Consider the following 12,242-nt stretch of genomic DNA (forward strand, 5'->3'; position numbering starts at 1 on the left):
ATGGGTTGATGCGCGTCGAAGAAGTTCGGGAAATACCCATTAAATGGTTTGCCGCTTACAGCAGGCGGGCGGTACGTTTCTTCCACCAATCACCAGCGCACACAGGTCTCGCCACGACCCGCGCACGAAGATCCGAAGGAGGTGCACCGGAATGCTCACCAACCTCATGACCCAGGCCGTCCAGCCGAACGCTGGCCTCGCCCTGCCCGTCGTCGATCGCGATCGTGCCGCTTCCGTGCGTGCACTTCCGCTGATGTCGGGCGTCGCGTTCGCCGCCGCCTTCGCCGGCACGGTCGACGAGCAGGGCACCGCTGTGTGCACGTACGCCCACATCGCTGCCGTTGCCGTTGCCGTCAAGGGAGCCTTCCCGGGTACCTCTGCCTGGAGTCCGCCGATCTGAGTGAGTCACTCATACCGGCAGCCTCCAGGCCGCGGAACCCGAAACCCGGGATCCGCGGCCTTTGTGTTTCCCCGATCAGACCCGATCACCGAAGAACACAGTCACAAGGAGGTGACAGATGAGTATCAGCGTCCTCGACACGTACGCCGCCACCGCGGCCGAGGTCGACGAGGAACAGCTGCCTTGCCGGCGTGAGGACCCCGAGCTGTGGTTCGCCGAGACCCCCCAGGACGTGGAGGTCGCCAAGGCGATGTGCCTCGAGTGTCCGCTGCGGACCGAGTGCCTGACCGGCGCCCAGGAACGCCGCGAGCCGTGGGGAGTCTGGGGCGGTGAGCTGTTCCTGCAGGGAGTCGTGATTCCCCGCAAGCGGCCCCGCGGACGGCCCCGCAAGAACGAGGTCGCGGCCTGACCGCGCACCCCTGAAGCAGTACCAGCACCGAGCCAGCACCGAGCAGCACCGAGCAGCACCAGCACCGAGATCCGAACCGACACCACTCGAAGGAAACGCCATGACCCACCTCAACGACCTCGCCAGGTCGCACCAGTCCGTACGACTGGGCGAAGCCGCCCGCCTGCGGCGCGGCCACCAGCTCGCCCTGGCCCGACGCAAGAGCCGTCGTGCCGAGCGCGCCGCCCTGCAAGCCCGACTCGTCCTCGCCCGGACGCTGTGAGCCGCCGACCGTAACCGGCCGAACTGCCCGCAGCCACCAACGAGACGAACGGAACCGACCACACCCATGAACGACTTCACGAACCGGAGCAAGAAGATGCAGTTGCTGAATGAAGATCTGGCACGATCCCAGATGTCCGAGCGCCTGGGAGAGGCGCGTGAGTTGCGACGCGGACACCAGTTGGCGATGCACCGCCGGCTGTCCCGCCGGGCCGAGCGCGCTGCCCAGCAGGCGCGCCTCGCGCTCGCCCGCTCGCTCTGACGGATCGACGTCGAGAGATGAGCAGCCCGATGAGGGCGACCACCACGAGAGCCGGATCCTCGACCACCACCACGGTCGAGGATCCGGCTCTCGCCGTCTTGCCGCCGATTACCACGGGATGTCGGCGTTCTGACGCTTCCCATGGGCTGCGACCCATGGGAAGCGTCAAACAACCATGGGAAGCCGCGCCCGCACGGCGCCGCGCCCGAACGACGCCCGCGCCGCGCCGCGCCCGCGCCCGCGCCCGCGCCCGCGCCGCACCGCGCCCGCGCTGCGCCCGCACCACGCCGCACTCACCCAGGGGTCCGGGCGCCGGGCGTAGGGTGATCGGCGTGCCGGTCACCTGTGACTTCTGCGGCGCCTCGGCGCCGTCCGACGACCTGCCGCTGACCTGGACCACCGCGGTGGAGAACGGCCGGTCCCGGTCGTTCTGCGACCGCTGCTCCCGCGAGCACCTGCGGGCGATCGAGGGCAAGCTCGACAGCGAGTGGTGGTGAGCCGCCGAGCGCGTTGACGCCGGCGTCGGCGCCCGGGGTCAGTCGCTCCCGAAGCCCGGCAGCGTCTCCTCGAGGATCGCCCGGAACGGCAGCTCCGTGCCGAGCTGGGAGAGCACGCCCAGGCAGCCGAGCCAGACGCGGTGAATCAGGAGGTACGACGGCGGCAGGTTCAGCCGCAGCGCCAGCGTCGAGCCGGGCTGCCGGGGGTCCTGCAGCCGCTGGAACTGCTCGCGCATCCAGTCCCGCGAGAAGGTGAACGTCTCGTCGACGGCCGGCTCCACGAACGGGGCCAGGTAGGAGCGCAGCTCCTCGGGGTCCACTCGGATGTTCGGCTTCACGAAGCCCTCGTCGCGCAGCCCCTGGAGCACCCCGACGTAGTCGTCGGCGACCGCGCGCTCGAGCAGCCGCCCGATCGGCAGCGGCAGCTGGTGCTCCGGCAGCCGGGCGACCGCACCGAAGTCGACGACCCCGAGGCCGCCGAGGGCGTCGGCCGGCCCGTCGGGGTCGACCGGGAGCACCCGGAAGTTGCCGGGGTGCGGGTCGGCGTGCAGCAGCCCGACCCGTTGCGGCCCCTCGAAGAGGAACCGGACGTAGAGCTCGCCGTAGTGGTTGCGCTGTTCGGGGGTGCCCTCGGCGATCAGCCGGGCCAGGGACGAGCTGCTGTCCATCCACTCGGTGACCAGGAGCCGCTCGGTGTGCTCGATCACCGCCGGGATCCGGAAGTCCGGGTCGCCCCGGAAGGCCAGGGCGAACGCCTGCTGCGCCTCGGCCTCGAGCCGGTAGTCGAGCTCCTCGGCGACCCGGTCCTGCAGCTCGGCGATCAGCGGCTTGATGTCGATGCCGGGGATGACGCTGCCGAAGGTACGGGCCAGCCGGGCGAGCTGGCGCAGGTCGGCCATCAGGGCCTGGCCGGCGCCGGGGTACTGCAGCTTCACGGCCACCTCGCGACCGTCGGCCCACTGCCCGCGGTGCACCTGGCCGATGGAGGCCGCCGCCGCGGGGTTGTCGTCGAGCCTCACCAGCTTGGTGCGCCAGCGCGGCCCGAGCTCGCGGGCGAGCACCGCGTGCACGGTGGAGCCGGACATCGGGGGAGCGCCGTCCTGGAGCCGGGTCAGCTGGTCGCGGTACGGCGCCGCGAACTCCTCCGGCAGCACCGACTCCATGATCGAGAGCGCCTGCCCCATCTTCATGGCGCCGCCCTTGAGCTCACCGAGGGTCTTGAACAGCTGCTCGGCGGTCCGCTGCTGCACGTCGGTCATCACGGCCTCGGCCGGAGCACCGCCGAGACGGCGCCCCATGCCCACCGCGGTGCGCCCGGCGAACCCCAGGGGAAGGGCCGCGAGCCGGGCGGTGCGGGCGACGGCCCGTCGGGGAAGCTCGTCCATGTCCCCATTGTGTCGGACGGGTGGTCACGGCGTCGTGGCCCGTTGTCGCCGTCTTGGTCCACTTCGTCGGTCTGGGGTCGGCGTCGGCGTTCAGGCCCAGCCGCAGCCGCACTCCGGGTGCCGCAGCCAGCACCGGCTCTCCACCTCGGCCAGCTCTGCGTCGAGGACCAGCGTGGTCGACCACGTCGAGGGCCGGACCCCGTCGACGTACGACGCCAGGTCCCGCACCGCCCATGCGGCGGCCAGCGTCGCCAGCACCGGGTCCACCGGCTCGGGGACCCCGTCGCGGCGCGGCCGGGAGCTCAGCCGGGAGTACTGCTGGACCAGCAGCGGCCAGGCCGGGTCAGCGTCGGTGTGGTGGGCGTCGATGCAGCGCAGGCAGCTGGTCCGGCCCGGCGCCACGAACGGCCCCACGACCGCGTGCCCCTCGCACATCCGCACGACGACGTACGGCGTGCTCTCCCGCACCCACGGGTCGGCGAGCTCGCGGTCGGGCTCCCCGATCCCGGCCAGCACGCCCACGACGGCGTCGTCACCCGAGGCGCGCTTCCTGGACGGGGCTCCGGCGCGCAGCCCGAGCCGACCGGCCAGCGCCACCACCTGGTCGGCGAGCTCGTCGCCTCCGAAGCCGCGGACCTCGAGCCGGGTGGCCGCCCGTCGGTCCGCGGCGGGACCGGCGGCGGCGCCCCGCTGCCGGGCCAGGGCGGCCGCGGCGGGTGCCGGGCACCGGTTGCTCGCGTTCAGCAGCGGCAGCACGTCGTGCTCGTCGAGCACCAGCGACTGCTCACGCAGCACGGTGAGGAGCGGCAGGTCGTCGTCGCGGGTGCTGCCGTCGAGGCCGGCCAGCAGCTCGCGGACCTCCGGCTCGTCGGGCAGGATCACCGCCGACGCGGGGTCGAGACCGAGCTGCAGCCGGCCGTCGCCGCGTTGGAGGACGTGGGTGCCGGGTCGCAGGAGGGGGCGCATCCCCCGAGCCTGCCCGAGCGTCGACGCCGGCGCGATCGGTCCTCCACAGGCCTGCCGGCAAGCCGGTCACCGTCCACAGGTCCGGATCGCGCTCCCCGCAGGGCGCGAGTCCGTGGTACGCCGAAGGCGGGGCCCTCCGGATGGAGGGGCCCCGCCTTCGTTCGAGAGCTCGGTGAGGTGCTCAGACCTTGCCGAGGATCCGGTTGAGGTTGGTGCCGCAGACGGGGCACACGGCCTTCGCCATGCGCGTGCCCTTCTCGTTCACCTTCACCTCGCCCTCCGCCTCGCGCTTCTCCTTGCACTTCACGCAGTAGAACTCGCCGCTCCAGGTCTCCGCCATGACGGCCTCCTTGGTCTATGTCGAACTGGTCGTCGGCGGGGAGTCTGAGGAAGACCCGCCGTGGGCCGCCGGTTGCCGGCCGTTCTGAACCCTACGGCAGGCGTGCGGCCGAATGGTGCAGGCGCTGCCTCCGGCAGGCGGTTTCACGCTCAGCGGCACCGATCCGACGTCCCTTATCCACCCTTTTCGACTGGTTCTCCAGAGCGCTGCGAGCGAGGTCACTCCGGGCGAGGCTGCCGGAGCCGGGAGGGGCGTCGGTAGGGTCCGGCCATGACGAGCTCCGACGCCGGTGTCCCGGCTGCCCCGTCCTCCGCCGCCGCGACGTCCCCGGCCCGGGTCGCGGCGCCCCACCTGCGGGTGGAGCGTCGCCCCGACGGGGTGGCGGTGCTGACCCTGGACAACCCCGAGCAGCGCAACGCGATGTCCGCGCAGATGACCGACTCCTGGGTCCGCGCGGTCGACGAGCTGGCGGGGGACCGGTCGCTGCGGGCGGTCGTGGTCACCGGTGCCGGCAGCGCCTTTTGCTCCGGCGGTGACACCGGCTGGATCGCGAGCGAGCCGGACGCCACCGTGGACCGGCTGCGCACCCGGATGATCGCGTTCTACCGGGCCTGGCTCTCGATCCGACGGCTGGAGGTGCCGACGATCGCCGCGGTCAACGGGCACGCGATCGGCGCCGGGCTGTGCCTGGCCCTGGCCTGCGACCTGCGGTACGCCGCCGAGCCGGCCAAGCTGGGCGTGCCGTTCGTCAAGCTCGGGATGCATGCCGGGATGGCGGCCACCCACCTGCTGCCCGACGTGGTCGGCCCGGCGCACGCCCGCGACCTGCTGCTCACAGGAAGCCGTCGCCCGGATGGACCGCCGAGACCAGCCCGAGCCGCAGCGCCTCGGCCGCGTCCACGACCCGGCCTGGACCGGGTCCTCGACACTGCCGCCGGGGTCGCGGCGACCGCCCCGATCGCGAGCCGGCTGACCACGCTCGCGTTGCGCAACGGCGGGCACACCGACTTCGAGGCCGCCCTGCAGTGGGAGGCCCTCGCGCAACCGGTCACGCTCGCGACCGAGGACCTCCAGGAGGGGATCCGGGCGTCGCGGGAGCGGCGGACGCCGCGCTTCACCGGCCGCTGACCCAGACCGAGAACGCAACCCAGCACGCAACTGAGAAGAGGCCCTCTGCCGGTCGGACCGCCGCGTGCCTTCCCCTTGCCCACGGCGCTCCGAGTCGGCCGAGGGCCTCATCTGCGCTCAACCTAGGCGGCGGTCAGCGCACCGGTCAACGCCCGCCCCAACGCCCTGTGGACGGACCTGGGGACCGGCTGTGGACGGATGCCCACAGCCTGTGGATAACCTTGGGGACGGCGGTGCACGAACCTGTGGGGGACACGCCCGGGCGACTCGCCGGCGCGCCGTGCTGAGCAGCGATGATGCTGGTGCACAGGGTGTGGACCCGAGAAACCCGGTCGCCGGCGCGAGTCGGCGGGTGGCGCAGCGAGACTTCGAGCACGGGACGAGCAGACAGGGGAGCCGATGGCGCAACGCAGCGGCAGGCCGACCACCGGGGCCGGTCGGGCAGCAGAAGCCAGGGAGCCGCTGGACCCGGTCGCGGCCCTGCGGCGGATCTCGTTCCTGCTCGAGCGCCGGCTGGCGGACACCTACCGGGTCAAGGCGTACCGGGGCGCGGTGCGGACGCTGCTCACCCTGCCGCCCGGCGAGCTCGCGGACCGGGCCGCGCAGGGCACCCTGAAGGAGCTGCCCGGGATCGGCGCCAAGACCGCCGCGGTGGTCGCCGACTGTGTCGCCGGCCGGGTGCCGGAGACCCTGGCCGAGCTCGAGGCCGGCGCCGGCCCGCTTGACACCGGAGGGGCGGAGCTGCGCGCGGCGCTCCGCGGCGACCTGCACACCCACTCCGACTGGTCCGACGGCGGCTCCCCGATCGAGGAGATGGTCGCGACCGCCCAGGAGATCGGCCATGAGTACGTCGTCCTCACCGACCACTCGCCGCGGCTGACCGTGGCCAACGGGCTCAGCGCGGAGCGGCTGACCCGGCAGCTGGAGGTGGTCGCCGCCGTCAACGCGCACCTCGACGGGGCGTTCCGGCTGCTGCCCGGGATCGAGGTGGACATCCTCGACGACGGGTCCCTGGACCAGAGCGAGGAGATGCTCGGCCGGCTCGACCTGGTGGTGGCCTCGGTGCACTCCAAGCTGCGGATGGAGCCGGCGGCGATGACCCGGCGGATGCTCGGAGCCGTGCGCGACCCGCGCACCAACGTGCTGGGCCACTGCACCGGCCGGCTGGTCACCGGCGGCCGCGGCACCCGACCGCAGAGCCAGTTCGACGCCGCGGCGGTCTTCGCGGCCTGCGCCGAGCACGACGTCGCCGTCGAGATCAACTCCCGCCCGGAGCGCTCGGACCCGCCCGACGACCTGGTCGGCCTCGCTCTGGAGGCGGGCTGCCTGTTCTCGATCGACAGCGACGCGCACGCGCCGGGGCAGCTGGACTTCCTCGACTACGGCTGCGCGCGGGCCGTCGGCCTCGGCGTACCGGCGGAGCGAATCGTCAACACGTGGCCGCTGAAACGCCTCCTGACCTGGGCGAACAGGTAGCGTCGGAGCATGACCGCCGACGTCACTGCGCCCCGCACCGCTGCCGGTGCGGTGGTGGAGGTACGTCGTTCGGCCCGGCGCCGCCGCACGGTGGCGGCCTACCGCGAGGACGGCAAGGTGGTCGTGCTGATCCCGGCCCGGATGACGCGGGCCGAGGAGAAACGCTGGGTGGCCACGATGCTGGCCCGGCTCGAGCGCTCCGAGCGGCGCCGCCGGCCCAGCGACGACAGCCTGATGCAGCGGGCCTGCGAGCTCAACCGCAAGTACCTCGACGGCCTCGCGGTGCCGGACAGCGTGCGCTGGGTCGACAACCAGAACAGCCGCTGGGGCTCCTGCACCCCGAGGACAAGGCGATCCGGCTCTCCCGGCGGCTCGAGGGGATGCCGGCCTGGGTGATCGACTACGTGCTGCTGCACGAGCTCGCGCACCTGCGCGAGATCGGCCACACCCCGGCGTTCTGGGAGATGGTCGAGCGGTTCCCGCGCGCCGAGCGGGCCCGTGGCTTCCTCGACGGGGTGGCCGCCGCGTCCCAGCTCGGCCTCACCGCCGACCCGGTGGACTGCTCACCGGAGGGCGCGGCTCAGATGGCCGCGGACGACGAGCCGCTGGACTGACCGGCCGGCCGGCTCCCCAGCCGCGCCAGCGCCCGCTCGACCAGGGCCGGCAGGTCCGCGGTGCCGGGCAGCGCGTCGACCGGCCACCAGGCCACGTCGAGGGACTCCTCGCTGACGGCGTGTACGGCGTCCGCGGCGGCGACCGCGACGAACCGGACGTCGAGGTGGTGCACCGGGCCGCCGCCGGCCGGCCCGCAGAACGGTACGTCGTGCCGGTCGAGCTGGATCGGCACCGGGTCGAGGTCGAGCCGGTCCAGGCCGGACTCCTCCCGCCCCTCCCGCAGCGCCGCCGCCGCCAGGGTGGCGTCACCGGGCTCGCAGTGGCCGCCGGTGTGGTACCACTCCCGGGCCTTGGCGTGCAGGGTGAGCAGCACCTCGCGGTGGTCCGCGGAGACGATCAGCGCCCCGGCGGTCAGGTGCGAGGGCCGGCAGGTCCGGCTCAGCCCGTCCGGGTGCTCCTCGAGGTGCGCGACGTAGGCACGGCGCAGCCGCTCCTGGCCGTCGTCGGGGGCGGTCCAGTCCCGCAGCAGGGTGAGCGCGTCCGCGTGCAGCCCGCGGGTCACCGCTCGCCCGCGGGACCCGCCGGACCCTCGGGGTCCTCCGGCGTGCCCGGGGAGTCTGGCGCGCCTGGGGACTCCGGCGACTCCGGCGACGGCGCGTCCGGGCCGGTGCCCGCGTCGCCGTCCAGCAGGTCGGCCAGCGCGGCATCGAACTCCGCCGCGGTCAGCGCCTCCGGCTCGGCCAGCCCCTCGCGGAAGCCCAGCGGGTCGTCGAGGTCGGCGGGGGTGGGCAGCAGGTCCGGGTGCGCCCAGACCGCGTCGCGGCCCTGGTGGCCCTGGCGGGCGCGCAGCGACCCCCACAGCGTGGAGGCGTCGCGCAGCCGGCGCGGTCGCAGTTCGAGCCCGACGAGCGCCGCGAACGTCTGCTCGGCCGGTCCGCCCGCCGCGCGCCGGCGGCGTACCGCCTCCTGGAGCTTGGCCGCGGCCGGCATCCGTCCCTCGGTGGCCTGGCCGACGACCTCGTCGACCCAGCCCTCGACGAGCGCCAGGGTGGTCTCCAGCCGGGTCAGCGCCGCCTGCTGGGCGGGGGTCTTCTGCGGCTCGAACAGGCCGCCCTCGAGCGCCTCCTGCAGCGCCGCCGGGTTGGACGGATCGATGCCCCGCATCGACTCTTCGATCTTGGACACGTCGATGCTGGTGCCGCGGCCGTAGTCCTCGACCGCGGAGAGCAGGTGCCCGCGCAGCCAGGGGACGTGCGCGAACAGCCGCTGGTGCGCGGCCTCGCGCAGCGCCAGGTAGAGCAGCAGGTCCTCGGCGCTGACGTCGAGCCCCTCGCCGTAGGCGGCCACGTTGACGGGGACCAGGGCGGCCTTGCCCTCCGGGCCGAGCGGCAGCCCGACGTCGGAGGCGGTCAGCACCTCGCCGGCCAGCGCGCCGAGCGCCTGGCCGACCTGGGTGCCGAACATCGCGCCGCCGGCCTGGTTCAAGATGCCCATCAGCGGCCCGGCCATCGCCTTCGCCTCGCCGGGCAGCGCCTCGGTCATCGCCGAGACGACGTGCTCGGCGACCGGCTCGACGAGGCCCTTCCAGACCTCCATCGTCTGCTCGACCCACTCCGCGCGGCTCCAGGCCGCGGTGGTGGCGACGCCGGAGGGCAGGTCGGTGGCGGAGTCCAGCCAGTGGTCGGCGAGCCGCAGCGCGTCCGCGACGTCGCTGCGCTGCGCCGCGGTCGGGGTGGGGTCGGGCTGCTCGGCGACGGTGCGCCGGGCCACGTCCTTGGCCAGCTGCCAGTTCACCGGCCCGTCGTACGGCGTCATCATCGCCTGCATCTGGCCGAACAGCGCCGACAGGTCGGGCATGCCGGCGCCGCCGCCGGGCATCTTGTCGCCGAAGGCGGCGAACATCTGCTCGAACGGGGTCCCCTTGAACGGGTTGTCGCCCTCGTCGGGCCGGTCTCCGGGGTCGCTGCTCATGGTCCCAAACTACTCGTCGTGACCAATGCGTGCGGCCCCGGTGACCGGGCCGCCGGGCTGTCGGCGGGGACGGCCACCTCGTAGGCTCACGACGTGACCGACTCCTCCCCCCTCGTGCGACTCGTCGACATCCGCGACTCGGCCCTCGACGTCGCCGAGGTGCTCGAGGCGCTCGCCGACGTCGCCGCCGGGGGACTGACGCTGTTCGTCGGCAAGGTGCGCGACCACGACGGCGGCAAGGGCGTCGCGGGGCTCGACTACTCCGCGCACCCGAGCGCGATGGAGCGGTTGCGGGAGGTCTGCGAGAGCGTCGCCGCCCGGTACGACGTACGCGGCGTCGCGGCCGTGCACCGGGTGGGCAGCCTCGACCTCGGCGACGCCGCCGTGATCGTGGCCACCGCGGCCGACCACCGGGGCCAGGCGTTCGAGGCGTCGCGGGCACTGATCGACGACCTCAAGGCCACCGTGCCGATCTGGAAGCACCAGCGGTTCACCGACGGCGACGAGGAGTGGGTCGGCACCCCCTGAGACGCCGCCCGCCGGGCGTGCCTGCGACGCGTCCGGCGTCCCGGTCCCTACCCTGGACCGGTGGAGATCCTTCTGTGGCTGGTCCCGGCCGCCGGCGTGACCGTGCTGGCGATGCTGTGGGCAGTCTGGGTGGGACGGCCGCGCCGCGAGCAGGCCGCGCGCTCGGAGGCCGACGACGAGCGCTTCGCGCGGGCGATCCTCAAGCAGCACCCGACCGGGTACCGGCCACGCCCGGCCGGGCCGCGCGACCGCAGCACCGGCATCGCGGTCCGGCCCTCACGGCGCTCCGCCGGCGCCGACACCCGTAGATCCGCGTAGTTGTCCCTGGATGAGAAGGTGTCGGCATGAGTCGCCGCACCCTCTCCAGCGTCGTGGTGGCCGTCCTGCTGGTCGGCCTCCTCGCGGTTGCGGCGTTCCTGCCGGTGCCCTACGTGACGATGAGCCCCGGTCCGACCGTGAACGTGCTGGCGCAGCAGGACGGCAAGCCCAAGCTCGACATCGAGGGCACCAAGACCTATCCCACCGAGGGGTCGCTGCGGCTGACCACCGTGTCGGTGACCAGCCCCGGCGCGGAGATCTCGTTGGTCGAGGCGCTGTCGGCGTGGTTCGACGGCACCCGGGCGGTCTACCCGCGGGAGGTGATCTACCCGCCGCAGCAGTCGGTCGCGGACGTCAAGCGGGAGAGCAGCGTGCAGATGGTGTCCTCCCAGGACACCGCGGTCGCCGCCGCGCTGACCGAGCTGGGCTACAAGCTGCCGCTGCGCGTGGAGGTGCTGGCGGTCACCGACGGCTCGCCGGCCGACGGCAAGCTGCAGGTCCGGGACCGGATCCTCGAGGTGGACGGCACCAAGATCACCGACGTCTCCCAGGTCTCGCAGCTGATCCAGAAGAGCGGGGTCGGCAACCCGGTGCAGGTCGTGGTCAGCCGGGAGGGCAGGCGGCGCACCCTGACGCTGACGCCGCAGGCGTCTCCCGACGACCCGGGCAAGGCGATCGTCGGGGTCCAGATCGGCACCGGCTACGACTTCCCCTTCGACGTCGACGTCCGCATCGACGAGCAGATCGGCGGCCCCTCCGCCGGGCTGATCTTCTCCCTGGCCGTCTATGACGAGCTCACCAAGGGCGCGCTGACCGGAGGCGCGTCGATCGCCGGCACCGGCACGATCTCGCCCGACGGCGCGGTCGGGCCGATCGGCGGCATCCAGCAGAAGATCGTCGCCGCCGCGGACGCGGGCGCCAAGGTGTTCCTGGTCCCCGCCGACAACTGCGACTCCGCCGTCGGGGCCGCGGTCAGCGAGGACGAGATCCGGCTGGTCAAGGTGCAGACCCTGCACCAGGCCGTCGAGGCGCTGACCGCCTACGCCAAGAACCCGAACGCCGACCTGCCGAGGTGCCCGTGACCGAGACCGACCCGCCCGCCGACACCCCCGACGCCCCCGAGGCCGCTGCCACTCCCGAGGACGCGGCCGCCGCGCCGGCACCGGTCGACCCGGTCCTGGTCACCGTGGTCCGCGAGATCGAGCAGCACGCCGCCGGCCAGGGCTGGGACCAGCCGGCCCGGATCTTCGCGCTGGTGCCCACCGGCGAGCTGCTCGCCCAGGAGCCCGGCCTGGCCTCGGCGCTCGGCATCGAGGGCGAGCCGCCGGCGGGGTCGCTGACCCCGGTGGAGCAGGAGCCGTTGACGCCGGAGCAGAACCTCGAGGAGCTGCTGATCTCGATCATGTGGCCCGACGAGGTCGCCGGCTGCGCCGTGGTGGTGGAGCGGCTGGTGCTGCCGCCGTCCGCGGACGCCGACCTCCCCGACGAGCCGGCCGCCGCGCAGGAGTACGCCGCCGCGCACCCCGAGCGCCAGGAGGTGCGGATGATCGCCGCTGCCCGGCGCGACGGCGCCACCTACAGCGCGCTTCGGTTGCGCGCCCACGACGACGACTTCTCGGTGCTAGAGGGCCCGGACCTGGTGCCGGCCCTCCTAGAGTTGTTGTCAGCGACCTTCGAGCAGTGAAC

18 protein-coding genes are annotated in these 12,242 nt (G+C 73.5%); 13 read left to right on the forward strand and 5 right to left on the reverse strand.

From position 1 onward, the window contains the following. Positions 1–151 precede the first annotated feature (151 nt). From H9L09_RS14620 to H9L09_RS14640, 5 genes are all read left to right on the forward strand, one after another. On the forward strand, positions 152–400 hold the full coding sequence (locus H9L09_RS14620) for a hypothetical protein (protein ID WP_187577608.1): 249 nt from the start codon (positions 152–154) through the stop codon (positions 398–400). Positions 401–518: 118 nt separating this feature from the next. Further along, the gene (locus tag H9L09_RS14625; protein ID WP_187577609.1) at positions 519–809 is read left to right on the forward strand and encodes a WhiB family transcriptional regulator; all 291 of its coding nucleotides are present in this window, start codon (positions 519–521) and stop codon (positions 807–809) included. Positions 810–909: 100 nt separating this feature from the next. After that, positions 910–1,071 carry a hypothetical protein gene (locus H9L09_RS14630; protein ID WP_187577610.1) on the forward strand — a complete coding sequence of 54 codons (162 nt, stop codon included), beginning with the start codon at positions 910–912 and terminating at the stop codon, positions 1,069–1,071. Between the two features lie 66 nt (positions 1,072–1,137). Then, positions 1,138–1,332: a hypothetical protein gene (locus tag H9L09_RS14635; RefSeq protein WP_187577611.1), complete on the forward strand. Its 195-nt coding sequence runs from the start codon at positions 1,138–1,140 to the stop codon at positions 1,330–1,332. Between the two features lie 332 nt (positions 1,333–1,664). Next, the gene (locus tag H9L09_RS14640; RefSeq protein ID WP_187581050.1) at positions 1,665–1,829 is read left to right on the forward strand and encodes a hypothetical protein; all 165 of its coding nucleotides are present in this window, start codon (positions 1,665–1,667) and stop codon (positions 1,827–1,829) included. A gap of 38 nt (positions 1,830–1,867) precedes the next feature. On the opposite strand, the gene H9L09_RS14645 is transcribed toward H9L09_RS14640, so the two are convergent. The 3 genes from H9L09_RS14645 to H9L09_RS14655 all read right to left on the reverse strand — a co-directional run bounded on the left by H9L09_RS14645 (position 1,868) and on the right by H9L09_RS14655 (position 4,520). Then, complete coding sequence (locus tag H9L09_RS14645; RefSeq protein WP_187577612.1) at positions 1,868–3,214, reverse strand: ABC1 kinase family protein; 1,347 nt, start codon at positions 3,212–3,214, stop codon at positions 1,868–1,870. A gap of 90 nt (positions 3,215–3,304) precedes the next feature. Continuing rightward, the gene (locus H9L09_RS14650; protein WP_187577613.1) at positions 3,305–4,180 is read right to left on the reverse strand and encodes a hypothetical protein; all 876 of its coding nucleotides are present in this window, start codon (positions 4,178–4,180) and stop codon (positions 3,305–3,307) included. A 181-nt stretch (positions 4,181–4,361) separates the two neighbouring features. Then, positions 4,362–4,520, reverse strand: coding sequence for a DUF5679 domain-containing protein (locus H9L09_RS14655; protein ID WP_187577614.1), 159 nt, complete (start codon positions 4,518–4,520; stop codon positions 4,362–4,364). A gap of 270 nt (positions 4,521–4,790) precedes the next feature. Between H9L09_RS14655 and H9L09_RS14660 the strand changes: the two genes are divergently transcribed. From H9L09_RS14660 to H9L09_RS22685, 4 genes are all read left to right on the forward strand, one after another. Continuing rightward, a complete protein-coding gene (locus H9L09_RS14660) occupies positions 4,791–5,648 on the forward strand; it encodes an enoyl-CoA hydratase/isomerase family protein (RefSeq protein ID WP_187577615.1) in 858 nt (285 codons plus the stop codon). A 399-nt stretch (positions 5,649–6,047) separates the two neighbouring features. Further along, a complete protein-coding gene (locus H9L09_RS14665) occupies positions 6,048–7,124 on the forward strand; it encodes a PHP domain-containing protein (RefSeq protein WP_187577616.1) in 1,077 nt (358 codons plus the stop codon). Positions 7,125–7,133: 9 nt separating this feature from the next. Beyond that, a complete protein-coding gene (locus tag H9L09_RS22680) occupies positions 7,134–7,520 on the forward strand; it encodes a hypothetical protein (protein WP_343065141.1) in 387 nt (128 codons plus the stop codon). Next, positions 7,505–7,738 (forward strand): M48 metallopeptidase family protein, encoded by a 234-nt coding sequence (locus H9L09_RS22685; protein WP_343065142.1) that lies wholly within the window; start codon positions 7,505–7,507, stop codon positions 7,736–7,738. The genes H9L09_RS22680 and H9L09_RS22685 overlap by 16 nt, the downstream gene beginning before the upstream one ends. On the opposite strand, the gene H9L09_RS14675 is transcribed toward H9L09_RS22685, so the two are convergent. Next, positions 7,705–8,301, reverse strand: coding sequence for an NUDIX hydrolase (locus H9L09_RS14675; protein ID WP_223164061.1), 597 nt, complete (start codon positions 8,299–8,301; stop codon positions 7,705–7,707). The two genes, H9L09_RS22685 and H9L09_RS14675, sit on opposite strands and share 34 nt — an antisense overlap. After that, positions 8,298–9,710: a zinc-dependent metalloprotease gene (locus tag H9L09_RS14680; RefSeq protein ID WP_187577617.1), complete on the reverse strand. Its 1,413-nt coding sequence runs from the start codon at positions 9,708–9,710 to the stop codon at positions 8,298–8,300. The genes H9L09_RS14675 and H9L09_RS14680 overlap by 4 nt, the downstream gene beginning before the upstream one ends. A 93-nt stretch (positions 9,711–9,803) precedes the next feature. On the opposite strand from H9L09_RS14680, the gene H9L09_RS14685 reads away from it, so the two are divergent. Genes H9L09_RS14685 through H9L09_RS14700 form a run of 4 tightly spaced genes read left to right on the forward strand, consistent with a single transcriptional unit; the run spans position 9,804 to position 12,240 of the window. Then, positions 9,804–10,238 (forward strand): molybdenum cofactor biosynthesis protein MoaE, encoded by a 435-nt coding sequence (locus tag H9L09_RS14685; RefSeq protein WP_187577618.1) that lies wholly within the window; start codon positions 9,804–9,806, stop codon positions 10,236–10,238. A gap of 60 nt (positions 10,239–10,298) precedes the next feature. Beyond that, positions 10,299–10,556: a hypothetical protein gene (locus H9L09_RS14690; protein ID WP_187577619.1), complete on the forward strand. Its 258-nt coding sequence runs from the start codon at positions 10,299–10,301 to the stop codon at positions 10,554–10,556. Between the two features lie 26 nt (positions 10,557–10,582). Further along, a complete protein-coding gene (locus tag H9L09_RS14695) occupies positions 10,583–11,638 on the forward strand; it encodes a YlbL family protein (protein WP_187577620.1) in 1,056 nt (351 codons plus the stop codon). After that, positions 11,635–12,240 carry a PPA1309 family protein gene (locus H9L09_RS14700; RefSeq protein ID WP_223164062.1) on the forward strand — a complete coding sequence of 202 codons (606 nt, stop codon included), beginning with the start codon at positions 11,635–11,637 and terminating at the stop codon, positions 12,238–12,240. Before H9L09_RS14695 ends, H9L09_RS14700 begins: the two co-directional genes overlap by 4 nt. Positions 12,241–12,242: the final 2 nt, after the last annotated feature.

The organism is Nocardioides mesophilus (assembly GCF_014395785.1).
In the GTDB taxonomy this organism is placed as follows: Bacteria; Actinomycetota; Actinomycetes; order Propionibacteriales; family Nocardioidaceae; genus Nocardioides_B; species Nocardioides_B mesophilus.